Genomic DNA, 17598 nt, shown 5'->3' with positions numbered 1-17598 from the left:
AGGTGTGGAGTGTGGTGCGCGGCTGCGGCCGCGCACCACACTCCACACCCCCAACCCGGCGTCGCAGGCGCCAAAAAGGAACATTTTCCCTTCCGTCATCTGTATACATTTTGTTAGCTGAACCGTTGACTAAAAGGATGATACTTTATCCGTAGCAGGTCAGCCAAACGTCAAATAAAGAACTATAATCGTGCGATAGCTACATAGAGACACACACTCTTAACTCGAAAAAACTATAGTTCTATCCATTAGCTACTCTATTCAAAAATATGACTATACTACAGAAGAGAATAAAAAGAGACCAGTTTTGTTTCCACCTATCGCACCTGTGTATTCCTCTGGAGGAGTTCTATGTCCGAGCAAGTATGGCGTGTGCTGATTGTTGATGATACCTCATCAGATCGCCAGCTCTTTCGTCATTATCTTATTCGTGATCCTGATGCCCGCTATCAGATTTATGAAGCTGCGAATGGTGAACAAGGTTTATCAATTTGCCAGGAACAACAACTGGATTGCATTCTACTCGATCATCGCCTTCCCGATATGGATGGCGTGATGTTTTTGCAGGCTTTACATGCTCGACCGCTTTCTCATATGCCAGCCGTCATTTTTTTGACCGGGAGCAGCAATGAAGAAATTGCGGTCCAGGCGATGAAGACAGGCGCGCAAGATTACCTGGTGAAGGGCAAGACATCGCCCGAACATTTACGTTCGGCTGTGGCAAATGCGATTCGTACGGCTATACTGCAAAAAAATGTGGAAGAGCAGCGGCTTGAGGTCGCACGACAACATCAGGCGTTTCGTATGGTGGCGGAAAACGCGCCCGATATTATTGCGCGTTTTGATCCTGATTTACGCCATATCTATGTCAATCCCGCTATGCTCCAGGCTACCAACCTCTCTTTTGAAGAGGTGATTGGTAAAACGAATCGTGATTTACACATGCCCGAAGAGAATGTTGCGTTCTGGGACCAGATTCTGGCCGAAACCTTTACATCCAAAAGTGAGAGAGTCATTGAATATACGTTTCAGTCGACCTCTGGGCTACGCTATTACGAGTCACACCTGGTCCCTGAGTTGAATTCCCATGGTGATATCGTCTCTGTTCTGGGTGTGACCCGCGATATTACTGACAAGAAGGAACTTGAGCAGCGTAAAGATACCTTTATCAGTATGATCAGTCACGAGTTGCGCACGCCGTTAACCGCGGCCAAAGCCAATCTCCAACTCATACAACGCCGATTGCAAAAATTGCAGCATAACGAAAAGGCATTTTCCGCCGAAACGGTCCAATCGTTGGCAGAAACGGCTGGACTGCTCCAGCGCGCGACTCGCCAGCTTGATATTCAGAATCGTCTGGTACAGGATCTTCTGGATGTCTCTCGTATTCAAAACCAGAAAATCGAACTCGATTGCCAGTTGTATGATATCATCAGATTAATACGAGAAACCTCTGAGGATCAGCGGGCCCTTGTTCCACAGCGTACCATCCAGCTACATCTACCCATCAACTCCAGCATTCCAGTCATGATCGACCATATTCGTATCGGTCAGGTACTACAAAACTATATGACCAATGCCTTGAAATACTCAGATCCAACTGAGCCAATCATCGTGGGTCTCACCCGGGAAGCTGACCGTGTGTGTATCTGGGTCAAGGATCATGGTCAAGGACTACAAAGAGAAGATCTTGCACACATCTGGGAGCGCTTCTATCAGGTGACACAAGTTGGCTCCAATGCAGGACTGGGCCTGGGGCTCTATATTTGCCAGACATTAATTAGTCTGCATCACGGCACTGTCGGCGCAAGCAGCCAACCTGGCGAAGGTTCTACCTTCTGGTTCACCTTACCTCTTCCCACAGCTCAGCATTAATCTCGCTGTACGAACAGGTTCTTCTGCAAAAAATGAGTCTACATTACTATTTATGCTTCAAACATAATCGGTAATGAGAGGATCTGGTGCAGAGGACCGGCGGTTATATCAGGCGATCTATCCGGGATGCGCCGGAAGTTCTTGAGTTGTTTGCATAACATTGGGAGAATAATATTCGCTTCCATACGGGCAAGAGGCGCACCGAGGCAAAAGTGGATGCCATGACCAAAACTCAGATGGCGTTTAGCATCACGTCGAATATCAAAGTGCTCTGGATCAGCAAAGTATTGCCCATCATGATTGGCCGACGCATTCCATGCATTAATAATCATGTTAGCAGGTATAGATTTGCCACCTACAACGGCATCCACAGTAGTGCGACGAACAGTCACCCAGAACGGTGGCAGGTAACGTAGAATTTCTTCAATTGCTTCTGGCATGTGCTCTGGCTGTTGGAGCAAATGATCGCGCGACTGCGGATATTTTGTAAAACAGTAGATGGCATTGGTGATCAGATTTTGCACCGTCTCCTGTCCGGCAACGAGCAGGAGGACGCAAAATTTTAGCAACTCGTCATCACTTAATCCTGCATTATTGCTCATAGCGGTACTCAGAGCAGAAATAAAACCTTCACACGGTTCACGACGGCGCTTTTCCAGAATATGCGCGATATAATCATACAGTTCCTGCCCCATACGATTATGGGACTTGATAACATCTTCTCTTGAAAGCAAGGGAGTATTACTATCCACACCTTTAACCCAGCGATAAACGAGCCGTCGGTCTTGTATGGGTATCTCGAGCATAGCAGCAATCAAGTTACAGGTCAAAGGAAATGCCAGGTCTGAGACAATATCCATTGTTCCCAGCGGTATCAGTTGATCCAATAGCTCCTGCGTGAGCTGACGGATACTTTCAGTCATAGATATAATAGCACGCCTGGTAAATGCCTGATTGGTCAGCTGGCGCAACCTGCGATGATCTGGTGGATCTTGAGCGACGATGGTATCTTTCAAAAAGTTGTTCTGTGAGAAATTGGGAACATCTGCTGACGAAAAAGTATGATGGTCAGTAATCACCTGATAGACATCGTCATAGCGAAAAACATGCCAGATGTTGAGCTGTTGATCATAAACAACCGGTGAATTTGCTCGCATATAGGTAAACCACTCAAACCCTCGTAGTGTCTCTTCAATTGGGGGCGTATTTATAGGGGTATTACTGCTAGAATTATACTTTTTTTGTTGCTGCTGTTGCATTAGCTAGCCTTTCTCATCCTTTTCCTCTTTTTCATAAAATGCGTAAAGAGAAAAAAGGCATAAAAATTCCCTGTGAGTTATTTCACATTTAACTTCTTCAGGTAAGCCTTCTGTACAACAGTATACTAAGGTATAGATATTTTACAAATTAGCTGGTACCATATATCTTCTTTGTTTTATTTAAAGCTCAAAATATAATATTTCTATATTATATTTTTTGTCGTTTTACTTGAATAATAACTGCTAGTTTTCAAGGAGCTTTGTGCTCAGGAGCACTAAGAGACAGGCCATGCGTAATAAATTCCATAATCGAGTTAAACACGTTCTCTGGCAACTCGTCAATTTCCTTTTTTTGTCCACTTTCTGGAGGCCAGATTAGCCAGCGTAAGGCAATAAAATGTCCGATGCCCATCAACGTATAGGCAATAGCTTCAGGATCCAGCTGGCGAATGCTCCCTTCATCCATCGCCTCTTGTAGACCACGGATATATCCCTGACTGATCTTATGATAGTAGGAATAAAATGCGTCTGGCGCCACCCGTTCGGCTTCCTGCACAATACTATAGATACGTCGATGGCTGGATACAAACTGAAAGAAGGCCTGAAAACCACGCCGCTCAATCTCGATACGATTATCCGCGCCAGCAATTGCAGCCCGCATATCGGCCCGTAAGCGCTCGCCGATATCTCTCACCAGTTCTTCAAATATGGTGCGCTTACTATGAAAATAGATATAATACGTTCCCTGGGCTACGCCTGCACGTCTGGTGATTTCTGAGATGCTGGCTTCATAATAGCCCAGTTCACCAAAGACTTCTTCGGCCGCATCGAGTATCTTACGGCGAGTGGCTTCTCCCCGTGCGGTAACGGGCATCAGGGGATTTTCAGCTTCATGACCTTTACTCATTTTTTATCCTCTAACGATTACTACCATTACAAATATGATACATGAACCATGTATCATATTATACAATACCACGCTAAAAAAAGACGCGCCTCTGTTAGATATACGCATACCACTAGGGAAAACAGTAGAAGATTCAGCCTATTTCCGATACAATAGAAGAAGAAAAGAACAATGTAGTTCGACATGGAGGTGGCCCATGACGTTCATTCCTCCCGGCGAGTGGCTGACTCGACATGAACTTCTCTGTCCTGAGAAAATAGCGCTGATCGATGATAAGACTGGAACGAGCGTTACATATCGCTCGCTCAATCTGCGTGCCCGCACGCTGGCTGCCTATCTACAACAGAATTTTCATCTTCAGCAGGGAGAGCGCGTGGCGGTCCTGGCCTTTAATGCCCCCGAATATCTGGACGCTCTTTTCGCCTGCATCTTGTTGGGAGCTATACTAGTACCACTCAACTGGCGTCTAACGGTACATGAACTGAATATGATCCTCAATGACTGCCAGCCGGTCCTACTCTTGCACGATGCTACCCACGAAACACTGGTGGATCACCTGCAAAATACCTGTCCAACACGCTCTCTACTTGCCTTCCAGCACTTTCCCGGCGAGCAGGCACAACTGGCACAGCAGCTTCGTCCTTTCAGCACAAAGGATGGTGAGGAGCCAGCTTTGATTCTCTATACATCAGGTACCACTGGCATACCGAAAGGCGTTGTGCTCTCCCAACGCATGCTCACCTGGAATGCGCTCAATACGCAGATCAGTTGGGGACTACAAGAAAATGATATCGCGCCAACTTTCGCGCCTTTTTTTCATGCTGGTGGACTCAATGTGCTGACAACTCCGCTTTTTCAGCTTGGGGGGACGATCATTCTGCTACCTGACTCGGCTCCACAGACGATCTTGTCTGCCATCGAGAGACTACGCTGTACGGTTGTTTTCGCGGTCCCTACGATTTTTCAGCGTATGTTGGAACATGCCAGTTTTGGTCGCACTGATTTCTCGTCGGTGCGCTTCTTTATTGCGGGTGGCTCTCCCTGTCCTTTGCCGCTGATTGCTGGCTATGCTGAACGTGGACTGGGATTTCGGCAGGGGTATGGTCTGACAGAGGTGGGAGTGAATTGCTTTAGTCTGGCACCAGAGTATGCGTTCAGTAAAGCTGGCTCGGTTGGCCATCCCATCATCCATTCACATGCTCGTATCGTTGATGAGTTTGATCAAGATGTAGCAGCGGGCGAGATCGGTGAACTGGTGCTGGCAGGCCCGCATGTTTGTTCCGGCTACTGGCAACAGCCTGAGGCCACGACTGAAGCCTATCGCGCTGGCTGGTGGCATACAGGAGACCAGGCACGCTGCGATGCTGAGGGCTTTTATTATATCGTTGGGCGCAAAAAAGATATGTTTATCTCTGGTGGCGAGAACATTTATCCAGCCGAAGTTGAGGGCGTGATTATTACCCATCCCAAGGTACTGGAGGTCGCGGTCATTCCCCAGCCCGACGCTCGTTGGGGTGAGGTCGGACTGGCGGTAGTAGTTCCACGTATTCCAGGTAGCTTAAGTTCTGAAGAAATTCTGGATTTTTGCGCGGACAAACTTGCTCGCTATAAGCTTCCCCGTGCGGTGCACTTCACAGAAGTCTTGCCGCGCAATATGATGGGAAAGATCCTGAAAGCCGAACTGGCCAGAGAATTTCAACATATGTCCTGATACAACACGACCTTTAATGGGCGGTCCAGCCGCAGTCGATTGTTTGGGCACTGCCGGTAATGCCACTGGCGGCATCACTACACAGATAGGTTGCCAACTGTGCTACCTCGACAGGCTCGAGCAAACGCTTGATGGCACCTTCAGTGACCATGATTTTCTCGACGACTTCACTTTCGGGAATTCCATGGATTTTGGCCTGGGAGGCGATCTGCTTTTCGACCAGCGGGGTCCGTACATAGGATGGGCAGATGGCATTGCAGGTTACGCCATGCTCCGCTACTTCCAAAGCTGTGGTACGCGTCAGACCAAGGATACCATGCTTGGCTGTAACGTAGGCTGATTTAAAAGGTGAGGCGAGCAGGGCGTGGACTGAAGCTATGTTGATGATACGACCCCAGTTGCGCTTATACATGTCGGGTAATACAGCTTGCGTCAATAGAAAAGGCGCGGTTAACATAATCTCAATAATCTGCCGCCATTTCTCTTCAGGAAATTCAACAATTGGGGCGACATACTGAATACCTGCATTATTGATCAGAATATCAACCTGTCCTTCCACTTCAATGGTGCTGGATACCAGTGTACGCACCTCATCTGGCTTTGTCATGTCTGCCGCCTGGAAACGTGCATCGGACAGTTCGGCGGCGGCGGCCCGTCCATGTTCAACGTCTACATCTGAGATGGTAACACGTACGCCTTGAGCGGCCAGATCCCGGGCCACGGCCAGACCAATACCAGAGGCGGCACCAGTGACAATCGCGACTTTTCCATGCAAACTACTCATAACACAACTCCTTTGCGTTAGTATGAAATCGTTATCCACCCATGTATAGTTCCTGGACGGCTGAATTGGCGGTCAATACCGTCGCCTCTCCATTGAGGACAATGCTGCCACTCTGTAAAATATAGGCGGTATGCGCCACGTCCAGGGCCTGATGGGCGTTCTGCTCAACCAGTACGATGGTCAGGCCTTCTTCACGGTTCAATTGCTCGATGACTTCAAAAACGGTTTCTACGATGATCGGGGCTAGGCCGTGTGATGGTTCGTCAAGCAAGAGCAGGCGCGGATGCGACATCAGGGCACGCCCGATCGCGAGCATCTGGCCTTCGCCACCACTTAAGCTAGCCGCGTGCGCCTGTAGACGCGTTTTCAGGCGTGGAAATCGCGTTAGAATACGCTCAATGTCCTGTTCGATCTCGATACGTGAATGGCGCGTATAAGCTCCCATCAACAGATTTTCACGTACCGTGAGCGAGCCAAATAGCTCACGTCCCTCAGGTACCAGGGCCAATCCTTCCCGTAGGCGCCTTTCGGCCGCCAGCCGTCTGAGTGGTTTACTCATCAGTTCAATATTACCAGCTTTGATGGGGATCAGTCCGCTCAAGGCGCGCATCAGCGTGGTTTTACCAGCACCATTGGAGCCTAAGATAGCGACGATGGCTCCCTGTGGCACCTCAAAAGAGATACCATGCAGGACTTCGAGTGAGCCATAGCCAACATGTAGCTGTTCAACTTTCAGCATGCGTGATCCCCTCCTGTTGCACTTTCTTCGTAGCGCCCCGTCCCAGATAGGCTTCCAGGACAGCGGGATTGCTCAGGACGATTCCAGGCGCACCTTCGGCCAGTTTACGGCCATAATCCAGTACACAGATACGATCAGCCACGGCCTGTACCAGGCGCATATTATGCTCGATCAGGAGCAGGGTCGTACCCAGTTCGTTTTGCCAGGACCGTAAGCGGGCTGCCAGTTCCTGTACCTCCTGGGGCGGCACGCCTGCGGCTGGCTCGTCAAGGAGCAACAGGCGCGGGTGCAGCACCAAGGCACGGGCCACGCCGATCAGTTTCTGAACCCCAAATGGAAGCGAACCAGTATTACGCCGGGCATAACTCTCTAATCCAAGCAGGACCAGTGTGTCCATGGCCTGCTGCCGGGTACTGGCATCTTCGCGTTTACTGCGTCCAAAAGGTAGGATGCCCGAGAGGATACCTGCGTGCAATTGGGTATGGCGAGCAGTCAGCAAATTATCCAGGACGGTCATACTATTGAATAGCTGCAATTGCTGAAACGTGCGCCCGATACCAAGCGAGGCACGCTGATGAGCCTGTAAGGACAACAGTTCGTTTCCAGCAAAGCGAATGCTGCCGGCGGCAGGCTTGATCAGCCCGCTGATACAGTTGAGCACGGTTGTTTTCCCCGCGCCATTAGGACCGACCAGCGCGAAAATTTCTCCTTCCGCAATCTGCAGGTCCAGTTCATTGATTGCGGTGAGGCCACCAAAGCGCACGCTCAGGTGCTGGATTTCCAACAATGGACCTGCTTGCATCACCTCAGCCATGCTGCTCCTCCCCGCTACAGTTACGTTGTAGCCAGTTGCCGGCCCGTGCTCCCAGACTACTCAATCCACTGGGAAAGAAGATCAGGACAAGCAGGAGCAGTAAGCCATAGATGCCTGTAATCAGGGTTGAGATCTGCAATTGGAATGTGCCAATCAGCATAGGACTGGGTAATTGGCCCAGCAGCACCGGGAGAAAACCCACAAAAATAGCTCCCAGGACTGATCCTGTCAATGAGCCTAATCCACCTACGACGATCATGGCCAGAAAGGCGATGGTCTGGTCCGCACTCGACATACTTGATGAGGCCGTGGTGGCCCAGGTGGCATAGAGGGCACCAGCCAGCCCGGTCATGGCGGCGCTAATCACAAATGCCTGTAACTTATATTTGGTCAGATTGATGCCAAAGGCTTCGGCCGCCGTTTCGTTGTCTCGAATAGCGATCCAGGCCCGTCCGACCCGCGAATGGAGAAGATGATAGCTTAAGAAGAGCAAACAAACAACGATAGCAAAGATAAAATAATAGAGCGTGTGATCATCATTTAAAAAATCTGGCAGGTTGCTCAGATCATAATTCTGCCGCCCTGCCGTGGTATCCCAGTAATTCAGCAATGTTCCGACCGTGGTTACCAGTCCCAGAGTAGCTACGGCAAGATGGGCACCGGAGATACGCAGGGCCGGACTACCAACGAGCACACCAAGCAGGGCCGAGACCAGAACCGCGACCAGAATGCCAATCCAGTAGGGCTGACCCAGGTCGCTGCTCAACCAGGTCAGAATATATGCGCTGACCCCAAAGAAGGCGGCATTGCCCAAGGAAGGTTGGGCCGCATAGCCGGTGAGGATATTCTGGGCCAGGGCCGCCAGGATGAAAATACCGATCAGTGAGATCCGGTGCAATTGGAAGGCTGAACTTGAACCGAAGAACTGGTCATACACCTGTGGCAGAACGATCAATGCCAGGATGCCACAGATACTTCCCAACCAGTTCCGTTGATTTTTGAGTTGTAAGATAAGACCCGGTTTTCTGCGCGACTCTACCTCTGGCTGCGCCGCTACATCTGGACCGGACACTTGATCCATTGTCGGCTTTTGTGTCATTACCACACCTCCTTTGCTATACACGCCGTAGCAGCGCACGACCACGCAACCCCTGGGGCCTGATCAGCAATACAATCACAAAACCAGCAAAAATTACGCTATCACGGATCGCCGGATTGCCGATATCGAGTGATCCAATAGTATGACCGGCCAGCAGGTAGGCTAAGAGATTGCTGACCAGCCCAACCAGGATACCTCCAATCAAAGATCCAGGCAGGCTATCCAATCCACCAAGTACGGCCCCAATAAATGCAGGTAGGAGGATCGGGTCCATAAATTGGACATTGATGAGATTGCTCTGGCCCGCCAGTAAAATACCGCAAATGGCTGCCAGAAATGAACTCATGGCCCAGACCAGCATAAAGATCCGTCCCACCGAGGCTCCCATCAGGCGTGTCGCTGGAATACTATCGGCCATGGCGCGCATGGCGATACCCAACCGGGTGCGCAGCAGAAAGAGGTTTAACCCCAGCATCAAAGCCGCGGTCACCACCAGAATCACTATATCGATGGCTGAAATATACAGCCCTCCCAGACGGATCGCCTGGCCCTCAAATGGTGTGGAGAAGTGCTGCACCTCAGCCAGTTGCGGCCAGATCGCCTGGATGATTGTTTCCAGTACCAGCGCCAGCGCCAGGGTGGCAATCGCTTTGGTAAAGATAGGAGCATGCAGCACGGGCCGCGCAAAACCTCGCTCCAGTACAATCCCCAGCAGCGGCGCGAAGATTAGTGTGAGCAGCAAGGCCAGCCAGAAATTAAGTCGTGCCACGGTCAACAAAATATACATAAAACAGGCGCACAGGGCGGCGATGGCCCCATAAGCAAAATTAAGTACTCCAGTGGTACGGTAGATCAAAACGATCCCTAACGTTAATAGCCCATACAGACTGCCTGTTACCAGTCCCGCTATGACGACTTGCAAAAATGCGATCATTGCATCTGCCTCCGTCGGCTATAATTTCCATTCACTAGCGCCAACATGACAGGTGAGTCATGTCTTATGTATCATGCCATGAAGATGCTGTTGCTGTCAAGAGATGTTTTTTTGCACCCTTGACATTTGATACTCATATCGGTTATATGTGAAACATGACTCATGTATCATATTCCTGACCACGCATACGTGGTGTTAAACCAAAGGGAGCAAAAAGGCATGGATCTTTTTACACGGCTTCGGGGCGGAAAACGCTATGCGGTGTTGCTGGTTGCCGCGGCCGCCATGTTTACGCTGGCAGCCTGCAATGGTGGCAACCCTAATAGCGGTCCCTCACCAGCGGCGAATGTACCTGGTGTGAGTAACGACACAATCACAATTGGGGCGGTATTGGATACCACCGGTCCTTTGAAAGTTATCTGCGCACCAATCCTGGCTGGTGATCAACTTTATTTTGACAAGATTAATGCGGCGGGAGGCATCAATGGCCGTAAGGTGAAGCTGGTCCAGGTCAGTGATGATGGCAACTCCACCAAAACGAAGGGTGCGGTACGTCAACTCTTTGAGCAAAATAATGCGTTCGCCCTGTTCCAGGTTTGCGGCTCGGGGAATGCCAATGTAGCCAGTAGTTACACGAATGCCAAACAAATTCCTTTTGTTGATCCCATTGGAGGTGGCTCCAAATTCAATGATGCCCAGGGCAAAGCCTTACCATGGGTCTGGATGACGCAGCCTAATTATGGCGATGAAGGCCATGTTATCGGCTACTATTTGACGAATAAGCAGCATGCGAAAACGGTTGGCCTGCTCTATGAGAATGATGTCCTGGGCTTGCAGCAAAAAACGACTCTGGGTGAGTCTCTCCAAAAAAATGGGGCCCAATTGTCTACATCGGTCGGGTATAATGCTACCCAGACCGACTTTACGGCGGCGGTCCAGACAATGAAGGCGGCCCATCCAGATATCATTGTGCTGAATGGTCTCCCTGGTCCTACTGCTAAGTTTATCGCGGCAGCGACCAGTCAGGGCTATCATCCACCCATGGGTTACCTGGCCAACTATCCTATGGCCGATAATTCCTGGGCGAAAGTTCTGGGACCCGCAGGCGAGGATACCTATGTCAGTGGCTATACCAGTACCGCCGCGCCAATTGGTCAGGAGTATCTAAAAGCCACCTCTGCTGATACAAGCTTTAGTGCGTACAAGTTTTATGGCTATATCAATGCCAAGATATTCTCAGATGCCTTAATGAAAGCGGGCAAAGACCTGACCCGTGATAGTCTGCGCAACGCCCTGGATCATGATTTCAGTAATTATGATACCGGCTTTGGCCCCAGCCTGACCTGGACACCTGATAAACATGGTGGTGTCAGCGATTTTATGTTCCTTCAGATCAAAAAAGCTCAACTTACGCAAGTCAGTGATTTTATCAAAGCCGCGCAAGTCTGGCCATAATACAGTCAGTCCTGGAGGTATTGCTTACCTCCAGGCGGTGTATAAAGGATGAAAAGCTATGTTACTACAACCTGTCAGCGATACATTTGTGACGACAGATCGACTTACCCATCACTATGTTCAATGGGGAACTCATGGGCCAGCGGTTATCTGTGCCCATGGCTTGACGGCCAATGCTTTTTGCTTCCAGGCCTATGCAGAAGAGTTGGCACGTGATCATCGTGTCTTTGCATATGATCTGCGGGGACGTGGTCAGAGCGACCGACCAGAACATGGCTATAGCGTCCCCATTCATGCGGCTGACCTGTCCGCATTGATCACGACATTAGAACTGGAGCAGCCAATCGTACTGGGACATTCGCTGGGCGCTTTAATCTCACTCTATTTTGCTGCCCACTACCCTAACCAATTAAGCAAGCTCATCCTGGCGGATGGCGGTGCTCCCCTCCCCTGGCAAACATATGAGGATCAGCCTGCCTGGTTAGTTGCGGCCATCAGCCGTCTGGGTGTGGCGGTCCCTTCATATGCAGAATACATTCAGCGCCTCAAAACAGCTCCATTCCTGGGTCCCTACTGGAACGAGTATATGGATATCTATTTTGAGCATGATGTCTCCATACAAAGCGATGGCTCAGTTGTCTCTCGTAGCTACCGTGAAGGCATCCTGGAAGAAGGACTCCATGCCAATGAAGCCAGGCCTGAAGAGCAGTGGGCCAACGTGCATGTGCCCACCTTGATCCTCCGCGCCGGTCAGGGACTACTCCAACAAGGTGATCAAATACTATTAGAAAAAGCAGCTACAGATATGCAGCACGCCATAGCACACAACCAGTTTATGAATTTTCCGACGCTCAATCACTATACCCTGCTCTTCAATGTAGAACCAGAACCAGCCAGAGTCATACGTGCTTTCGTCTCATAGTTTTAATCCATAGAACTTGATGTAGATACATAATCCAGGACAGCAGGCGTGTGCTTGCTGTCCTGGTCTTTTCAAGCCAACAATAGCTCTATCGATACTGGACTTTCAACACGGGCACATAGGCTCCACTGGAATCTCCACTATAGAAATCCATAACATCCATTTGATAGGTGTTCTTTGTTGGCGTCTGGAAATGGATGCGGAACTGGGTGTGGCCACTAACATTGATGTATGGGAAGGCACTAGAGGCAATGGTATCACTGGTAGCCTGTTGTGCCTGCGTGGGCACAATATTGAAGGTACCAACATTGTTCTGACCAGAACCAGCGTTATAGTCAGCCTGTTCCAGAGCATTATTGCCATTGAAACCGCCAATGGGCGAGATGTCCGCACTGATGGCGCCTAGATCCCCTTGATAGAAATAGGGATCATAACGATAAAGTGTCAGGATTGCGCTGACAATGCTTGACCCGGCCGGAATCTGGCTGGTATCAAACGAGACAATGCTTATCTCAGCCTGGTTGAGCGAGGTTGAGCCAGCCTGTAGATAGGCCAGCGCTCCCATCGGGATACCATCATTAGGATAGATATAGCCATCTTCGCCAGCCAGCGAGGACAGGGTAATGGTATGTGTAGAAGGTGGCGTCGCGGTGGCACTCGGGGTCGGTGTCACAATTGGGGTCGGCGTTGGCGTGGTCACTGGAGTTGGTGTTGGCGTCGGATTCTGGTTATTCATGGGATGGTTCATGAAAAAGGTATACATGGCATTGGTGGCACTGGGACCATTGGGGTCTGTATACGAGCCACTACTACTACCACCTGACCAGGCATGCCCCATGCCAGCAATTTTCCAGTATTCCTCGATTTCGTTGCCACTGGTATTATTCCAGGTTAAGACGGTATAAGCACGTCCGTTAGAGCCTGGTGCCTGACCATTGGTCGTGGTCGAAGGGCTGCTAAAACTGGCCGCATAGGTTCCGTTTGAGGCCAGATGATCGGTCTGCATCCATTGCTGGATTACCTGATCGCCATTGACCGGATAGACAGTATAATCGCTCTGCCCCTGGAAATCGATGGTCGGAACGACACGGGCGGCACTGCCCATGGCATTATAGGCTGCCTGTCCCTGCTGGGTTGGACTGGGGCCACCCTGCGACTGCGCCATCGTGGCTGCTGTCAGTGAAGTGGCCGCCTGATATTCCAGACCAGAATGCACACCAATGGCTGCAAAGATATCGGGATAGGTTGCCCCCATGATCGCGGTCATCGCCGCACCCGCCGACATACCCGCGACATACACACGATTACTATCAATCGTCCATTTGGAAGTCGCCTGCTTGACGGTCTGCGCAATACCAGCAATGATTGCTGGCTCACCACTTCCACGTGCCTGATCGGCAGGCTGAAACCAGTTCCAACATGAGGAAGAGTTATCGCTACTCGTCTGCTGCGGATAGACCACAATAAATTGCTTCTGATCTGCCAGCGCGTTCATCTGCGTACCATTGGCAAAATCTGTCGGGTTTTGTGTACATCCATGCAACATGACGACCATTGGTACAACGGTACCAACCTGATAATTAGCGGGAGTGTAAACATAATAAGGACGACTGCCGGCTGATCCACTATACGTGTACTGCGTAAAAGTACCGCTACTGGCATACACACGATGGATAAATGGCGCGCTAAACATTAACAGGCTCACCAGGATCAGTGTCAGGACAGCAAGGTAGCGTAACAGCTTTGACATGGAAGCCTCCTCTCACAACTGTGTCATGAGATAACGATGCGCAAAAATACGCGCAGCGCTGCAAAACAGTACTCAACAATGAGTACCTCAAGAGCCAGGCTACAAAGTTGGATTTCTCAATACTATCTATCAGGTAACGATACACAATTAGAGCAGTACAGAAATATGACACATGATTCATATATCAGATAATGACACAAATTGTCAAGTGACTCTGCACCATCAGGAAAATATTTAGCCGACCATATAATAACCGATTCCGGGTTCGGTCAAGATGTGTGTGGGCTGAGAGGGATTATGTTCAAGTTTGCGACGCAGGCGACCGATGTAGACGCGTAGATATTCAGCTTCACTACGATATTCGCTGCCCCAGACGCGCCTGAGCAGGGCTTCGTGGGTGAAGATCTTATCTGGATGGAGCGCGAGTTCTTGCAATAACTCGAACTCGGTCGGCGATAATTTGACCAGGATGCTGTCTTTCCAGACACGACGCTGCTCAAAGTCGATTTCCAGATTACCAAAACGCCGTATGCCAGCAGAGATCGGGTGGTCTGCCCAGTGGTTACGGCGCAGTACGGCCTTGATACGAGCCAGCAATTCACCGATGCTAAATGGCTTGGTCAGATAATCATCGGCGCCTTGCTCCAGGGCCGCGATTTTATCGCCATCTTCCCCAAGGGCGGTCAGGATAATAATGGGGACGGTACTGCTTTTGCGGATACGCCGACACACTTCCAGGCCATCCATTCGTGGCATCATGATATCCAGGATTACCAGCGCAAAATTGCTCTTCTCAAACAGGTCCAGGGCCTCCAGCCCATTGCTGGCCAGCGAGACCTTGAAGGTCCGTAGTTCCAGGTTACGCTGCACAAAATCCTGGATACCTGGCTCGTCTTCTACGACAAGGATATGTTTTTCCAGTGGCATACATTGACACTCTTTCTTGCTAGACTAGAATGCTTCTTCTAGTTTAAAGGGACTTGCCGGTGAGTTGGGAACATGCAGGAGACGCGCGGGCAACCAGATATGGAAGATCGCACCAGTTGCGCCATTGCTACGGTTCTCGGCCCAGATACGGCCACCATGGGCCTCGACAAAGCCACGGCAAATGGCCAGTCCCAGGCCAACTCCACTACTACTACGTGCACGGCCTCCATCAACTTGATAAAAACTATCAAAGATACGCTCGGTCAGGTTAACAGGCAGACCGGGACCATTATCCTCTAGACTCAAACGGATGCCGTTCTCTTCTGGCTCGTGAGTGTAACATACCTTGATCGTGACCTCAGACTCCCCGCCGGCATAACGCTGGGCGTTCTCTAACAGGTTCCGCAAGACCATTTCAATACGACGTTGATCAAGATAAATCACAGGCACCTCGGCCGGTACAGCAAGGCGGATCTGCAAATGTCCATTCTCAACATTCTCGATGACCCTGGTCAGCAAAATATCCAGCCGACATAGACTGGGAGATAGTTTAAGGGTACCGGCTTCCAGTTGCGACATCTCTAACAGGCTGGTGACCAGCTCGGCCATACGATCGCCTTCTCCCACGATACGCTGGAGAAACTCTCGCTGCATGGCTTCATCGAGCTCAATATCGGTCTCCAACAGGCTGGTGGCATATCCTTTGATGGTTGTCAGTGGTGTACGGAGCTCGTGTGAAACGATGGCCAGCAGGTTCTTTTTGACCTGTTCAGCCTCATTTTGCCGCGTAACATCATTCATGATCTTCCCGCGTCCAATGACCCGATCTGACATATCGCGCACTTGAAACAGGCGCATGCGTATATGCCGCCGTACCGGTACAAGCTGGCCAAGTTGGTTATAGTAGCCGTGTACCTGGAATTCAATTACCTGTGGTCCAGATCCGCTCTCAGCCTGGTGTAGCGCCTCTAAATAAGCCTCTGGCTTTTCTACCAGCGCGTCCATACGCTCGGTCAAATGTTTGCTCTGGAAAGTATCTTGTGAGATGGTCGGAGCTGACATGCCGACGAAACGGGTAAAATGATGATTAGCATAGACCACTTCGCCCGCTGGATCTTCCAGTAATACCCCTTCATCCATGCTGCACAGCAGGGCATCCAGGGTTTGGAGGCGCGTATAGCTCTGCTCATCGCTCTTACGGAACAGGGTATGAATCTCGTCTTCCATCTCTGAGAAGGCATTTACCAGTCGCCCAATCTCGTCCTGCCGACTCTTTTCACGCACCAGCAGGCGGTGATTGGTGACTTTTCTGGCCTGATCGGGCTTAATCATCGTGGCGGCCTGCGCCAACCTTGACAGGGGCGCAACCACCCAGCCATGCATGACAAACCAGAAGACGCTGGCCCCCACCAGCAACATGATCAGGGCGATAATCAAGCTATGTTGAAAACTGATCACGGTAGCGAATGTATCATCCAACGGTCGGCCAACCGCGACCACCCAGTTGGTTTCAGGCATGGGTACATAGCTATACAGCCATTCACGTTGCTCATCTCTAGCCACCACATTCCCCACATTACCATGCAGGGCATTACTTAAACCTGGAATACGTTGAATCAGGGATATGTTAGAGGCTGTACTTTGCGTATTGACGATAGCTGTACCCTGACTATCCATAATCCAGATGCGCATCTCACCATTTTTTTTAAACTGCTGCTGCACGGCCAGCAGATGTGGCTTCAATTGCTGTTGCAGTAGCGTAAGGACAATCATTCCAGCCAATTGATGCTGACCACGCCTGATCGGAGCGGCAATCGCCACCGTATAGCTCTTGCTTGCTTGATCACTCTGTCCCATCAGGAGAAAGGCTTCGCTGGAATTCTGTAATCTCTGCAAACCAGCCAGTGCATTGAAGTTTTGTGTCTTATTCAAGGATGGCTGAGGATAGGTGAGAAGCAACCTGCCTGTAGCAGCATATATGCGATACTGGCCAATCTCGGGATGGATGCATTTAGAGATACTGAATTGTGCGCTCAGCTGGGTAGGCATCAGCTGAGTCGCGGCCGGACTTTGCGCCAGTTCCTGGGCCTCTTTAACGCTTCCTTGTACATAGGTCTGTACGTCCTGGGCCAACGCCTGCGCCAGACTTACATCCGCCTGTTGTGCGTTCTGCTGTAATGCATCGTATTGAAAAAAATAGAGTTCAGCCCCACCGAGCACCAGCGGAATAACAAATAAGCCATAAAAGACCAGTAGTTGCAAGGTTATTTTGCGTTCCAGTATTTTCAGCATCGTTTAACCTCGTTTAAGAAACTGTGCTCGCGTGGTTATAGTATGCGCTAATATGACGAGCAATTCAACTCTTTATACCCTCCCCTGTAAAATGTTTATATTTTTGTTTACATCAAAATATGTTCCGTTT

At 50.1% G+C, this 17598-nt stretch carries 14 protein-coding genes; 4 read left to right on the top strand and 10 right to left on the bottom strand.

Annotated elements, in window-relative coordinates; translation table 11 throughout:
• The first annotated feature begins 351 nt into the window (after positions 1-351).
• The gene (locus EL633_RS34275) at positions 352-1875 is read left to right on the top strand and encodes an ATP-binding response regulator (protein WP_126631698.1); all 1524 of its coding nucleotides are present in this window, start codon (positions 352-354) and stop codon (positions 1873-1875) included.
• 50 nt (positions 1876-1925) lie between these two features.
• Here EL633_RS34275 and EL633_RS34270 read toward each other — a convergent pair whose 3' ends face one another.
• Together EL633_RS34270 and EL633_RS34265 are read right to left on the bottom strand one after the other, a co-directional pair.
• On the bottom strand, positions 1926-3134 hold the full coding sequence (locus EL633_RS34270; RefSeq protein WP_126631697.1) for a cytochrome P450: 1209 nt from the start codon (positions 3132-3134) through the stop codon (positions 1926-1928).
• A gap of 250 nt (positions 3135-3384) precedes the next feature.
• Positions 3385-4041 (bottom strand): TetR/AcrR family transcriptional regulator, encoded by a 657-nt coding sequence (locus tag EL633_RS34265; RefSeq protein ID WP_126631696.1) that lies wholly within the window; start codon positions 4039-4041, stop codon positions 3385-3387.
• A 196-nt stretch (positions 4042-4237) separates the two neighbouring features.
• Between EL633_RS34265 and EL633_RS34260 the strand changes: the two genes are divergently transcribed.
• Positions 4238-5752 carry an acyl-CoA synthetase gene (locus EL633_RS34260; protein WP_161982686.1) on the top strand — a complete coding sequence of 505 codons (1515 nt, stop codon included), beginning with the start codon at positions 4238-4240 and terminating at the stop codon, positions 5750-5752.
• Between the two features lie 13 nt (positions 5753-5765).
• Here EL633_RS34260 and EL633_RS34255 read toward each other — a convergent pair whose 3' ends face one another.
• The 5 genes from EL633_RS34255 to EL633_RS34235 are packed head-to-tail and all read right to left on the bottom strand — an operon-like array spanning position 5766 to position 10122.
• Positions 5766-6536 carry a 3-hydroxybutyrate dehydrogenase gene (locus EL633_RS34255; RefSeq protein WP_126631694.1) on the bottom strand — a complete coding sequence of 257 codons (771 nt, stop codon included), beginning with the start codon at positions 6534-6536 and terminating at the stop codon, positions 5766-5768.
• Positions 6537-6567: 31 nt separating this feature from the next.
• The gene (locus EL633_RS34250) at positions 6568-7275 is read right to left on the bottom strand and encodes an ABC transporter ATP-binding protein (RefSeq protein WP_126631693.1); all 708 of its coding nucleotides are present in this window, start codon (positions 7273-7275) and stop codon (positions 6568-6570) included.
• Positions 7262-8089, bottom strand: coding sequence for an ABC transporter ATP-binding protein (locus tag EL633_RS34245; RefSeq protein ID WP_126631692.1), 828 nt, complete (start codon positions 8087-8089; stop codon positions 7262-7264). Before EL633_RS34245 ends, EL633_RS34250 begins: the two co-directional genes overlap by 14 nt.
• A complete protein-coding gene (locus EL633_RS34240) occupies positions 8082-9188 on the bottom strand; it encodes a branched-chain amino acid ABC transporter permease (protein WP_126631691.1) in 1107 nt (368 codons plus the stop codon). Before EL633_RS34240 ends, EL633_RS34245 begins: the two co-directional genes overlap by 8 nt.
• A 16-nt stretch (positions 9189-9204) precedes the next feature.
• Positions 9205-10122: a branched-chain amino acid ABC transporter permease gene (locus EL633_RS34235; RefSeq protein ID WP_126631690.1), complete on the bottom strand. Its 918-nt coding sequence runs from the start codon at positions 10120-10122 to the stop codon at positions 9205-9207.
• A 219-nt stretch (positions 10123-10341) separates the two neighbouring features.
• Between EL633_RS34235 and EL633_RS34230 the strand changes: the two genes are divergently transcribed.
• Both EL633_RS34230 and EL633_RS34225 read left to right on the top strand, forming a co-directional pair.
• Positions 10342-11577: an ABC transporter substrate-binding protein gene (locus tag EL633_RS34230; RefSeq protein WP_161982685.1), complete on the top strand. Its 1236-nt coding sequence runs from the start codon at positions 10342-10344 to the stop codon at positions 11575-11577.
• Between the two features lie 58 nt (positions 11578-11635).
• Positions 11636-12499 carry an alpha/beta fold hydrolase gene (locus EL633_RS34225; RefSeq protein WP_126631688.1) on the top strand — a complete coding sequence of 288 codons (864 nt, stop codon included), beginning with the start codon at positions 11636-11638 and terminating at the stop codon, positions 12497-12499.
• Positions 12500-12587: 88 nt separating this feature from the next.
• Here the strand turns inward: EL633_RS34225 and EL633_RS34220 are convergent, their stop codons facing one another.
• The 3 genes from EL633_RS34220 to EL633_RS34210 form a co-directional block, all read right to left on the bottom strand.
• Complete coding sequence (locus EL633_RS34220; RefSeq protein WP_126631687.1) at positions 12588-14249, bottom strand: extracellular catalytic domain type 1 short-chain-length polyhydroxyalkanoate depolymerase; 1662 nt, start codon at positions 14247-14249, stop codon at positions 12588-12590.
• Positions 14250-14483: 234 nt separating this feature from the next.
• Positions 14484-15176 carry a response regulator transcription factor gene (locus EL633_RS34215; RefSeq protein WP_126631686.1) on the bottom strand — a complete coding sequence of 231 codons (693 nt, stop codon included), beginning with the start codon at positions 15174-15176 and terminating at the stop codon, positions 14484-14486.
• A gap of 24 nt (positions 15177-15200) precedes the next feature.
• Positions 15201-17468: a sensor histidine kinase gene (locus tag EL633_RS34210; protein WP_126631685.1), complete on the bottom strand. Its 2268-nt coding sequence runs from the start codon at positions 17466-17468 to the stop codon at positions 15201-15203.
• Positions 17469-17598 lie beyond the last annotated feature (130 nt).

Source organism: Dictyobacter alpinus (assembly GCF_003967575.1).
GTDB lineage: Bacteria > Chloroflexota > Ktedonobacteria > Ktedonobacterales > Ktedonobacteraceae > Dictyobacter > Dictyobacter alpinus.
This window is presented reverse-complemented; position numbering and strand designations above follow the sequence as displayed.

Bases quoted from the DNA above. Each gene is read 5' to 3' on its own strand.
- EL633_RS34270 (WP_126631697.1), bottom strand. From the start codon at position 3,134: ATGCAACAGCAGCAACAAAAAAAGTATAATTCTAGCAGTAATACCCCT.
- EL633_RS34230 (WP_161982685.1), top strand. From the start codon at position 10,342: ATGGATCTTTTTACACGGCTTCGGGGCGGAAAACGCTATGCGGTGTTG.
- EL633_RS34245 (WP_126631692.1), bottom strand. From the start codon at position 8,089: ATGGCTGAGGTGATGCAAGCAGGTCCATTGTTGGAAATCCAGCACCTG.
- EL633_RS34220 (WP_126631687.1), bottom strand. From the start codon at position 14,249: ATGTCAAAGCTGTTACGCTACCTTGCTGTCCTGACACTGATCCTGGTG.
- EL633_RS34265 (WP_126631696.1), bottom strand. From the start codon at position 4,041: ATGAGTAAAGGTCATGAAGCTGAAAATCCCCTGATGCCCGTTACCGCA.
- EL633_RS34225 (WP_126631688.1), top strand. From the start codon at position 11,636: ATGTTACTACAACCTGTCAGCGATACATTTGTGACGACAGATCGACTT.
- EL633_RS34215 (WP_126631686.1), bottom strand. From the start codon at position 15,176: ATGCCACTGGAAAAACATATCCTTGTCGTAGAAGACGAGCCAGGTATC.
- EL633_RS34250 (WP_126631693.1), bottom strand. From the start codon at position 7,275: ATGCTGAAAGTTGAACAGCTACATGTTGGCTATGGCTCACTCGAAGTC.
- EL633_RS34260 (WP_161982686.1), top strand. From the start codon at position 4,238: ATGACGTTCATTCCTCCCGGCGAGTGGCTGACTCGACATGAACTTCTC.
- EL633_RS34210 (WP_126631685.1), bottom strand. From the start codon at position 17,468: ATGCTGAAAATACTGGAACGCAAAATAACCTTGCAACTACTGGTCTTT.
- EL633_RS34235 (WP_126631690.1), bottom strand. From the start codon at position 10,122: ATGATCGCATTTTTGCAAGTCGTCATAGCGGGACTGGTAACAGGCAGT.
- EL633_RS34275 (WP_126631698.1), top strand. From the start codon at position 352: ATGTCCGAGCAAGTATGGCGTGTGCTGATTGTTGATGATACCTCATCA.
- EL633_RS34240 (WP_126631691.1), bottom strand. From the start codon at position 9,188: ATGACACAAAAGCCGACAATGGATCAAGTGTCCGGTCCAGATGTAGCG.
- EL633_RS34255 (WP_126631694.1), bottom strand. From the start codon at position 6,536: ATGAGTAGTTTGCATGGAAAAGTCGCGATTGTCACTGGTGCCGCCTCT.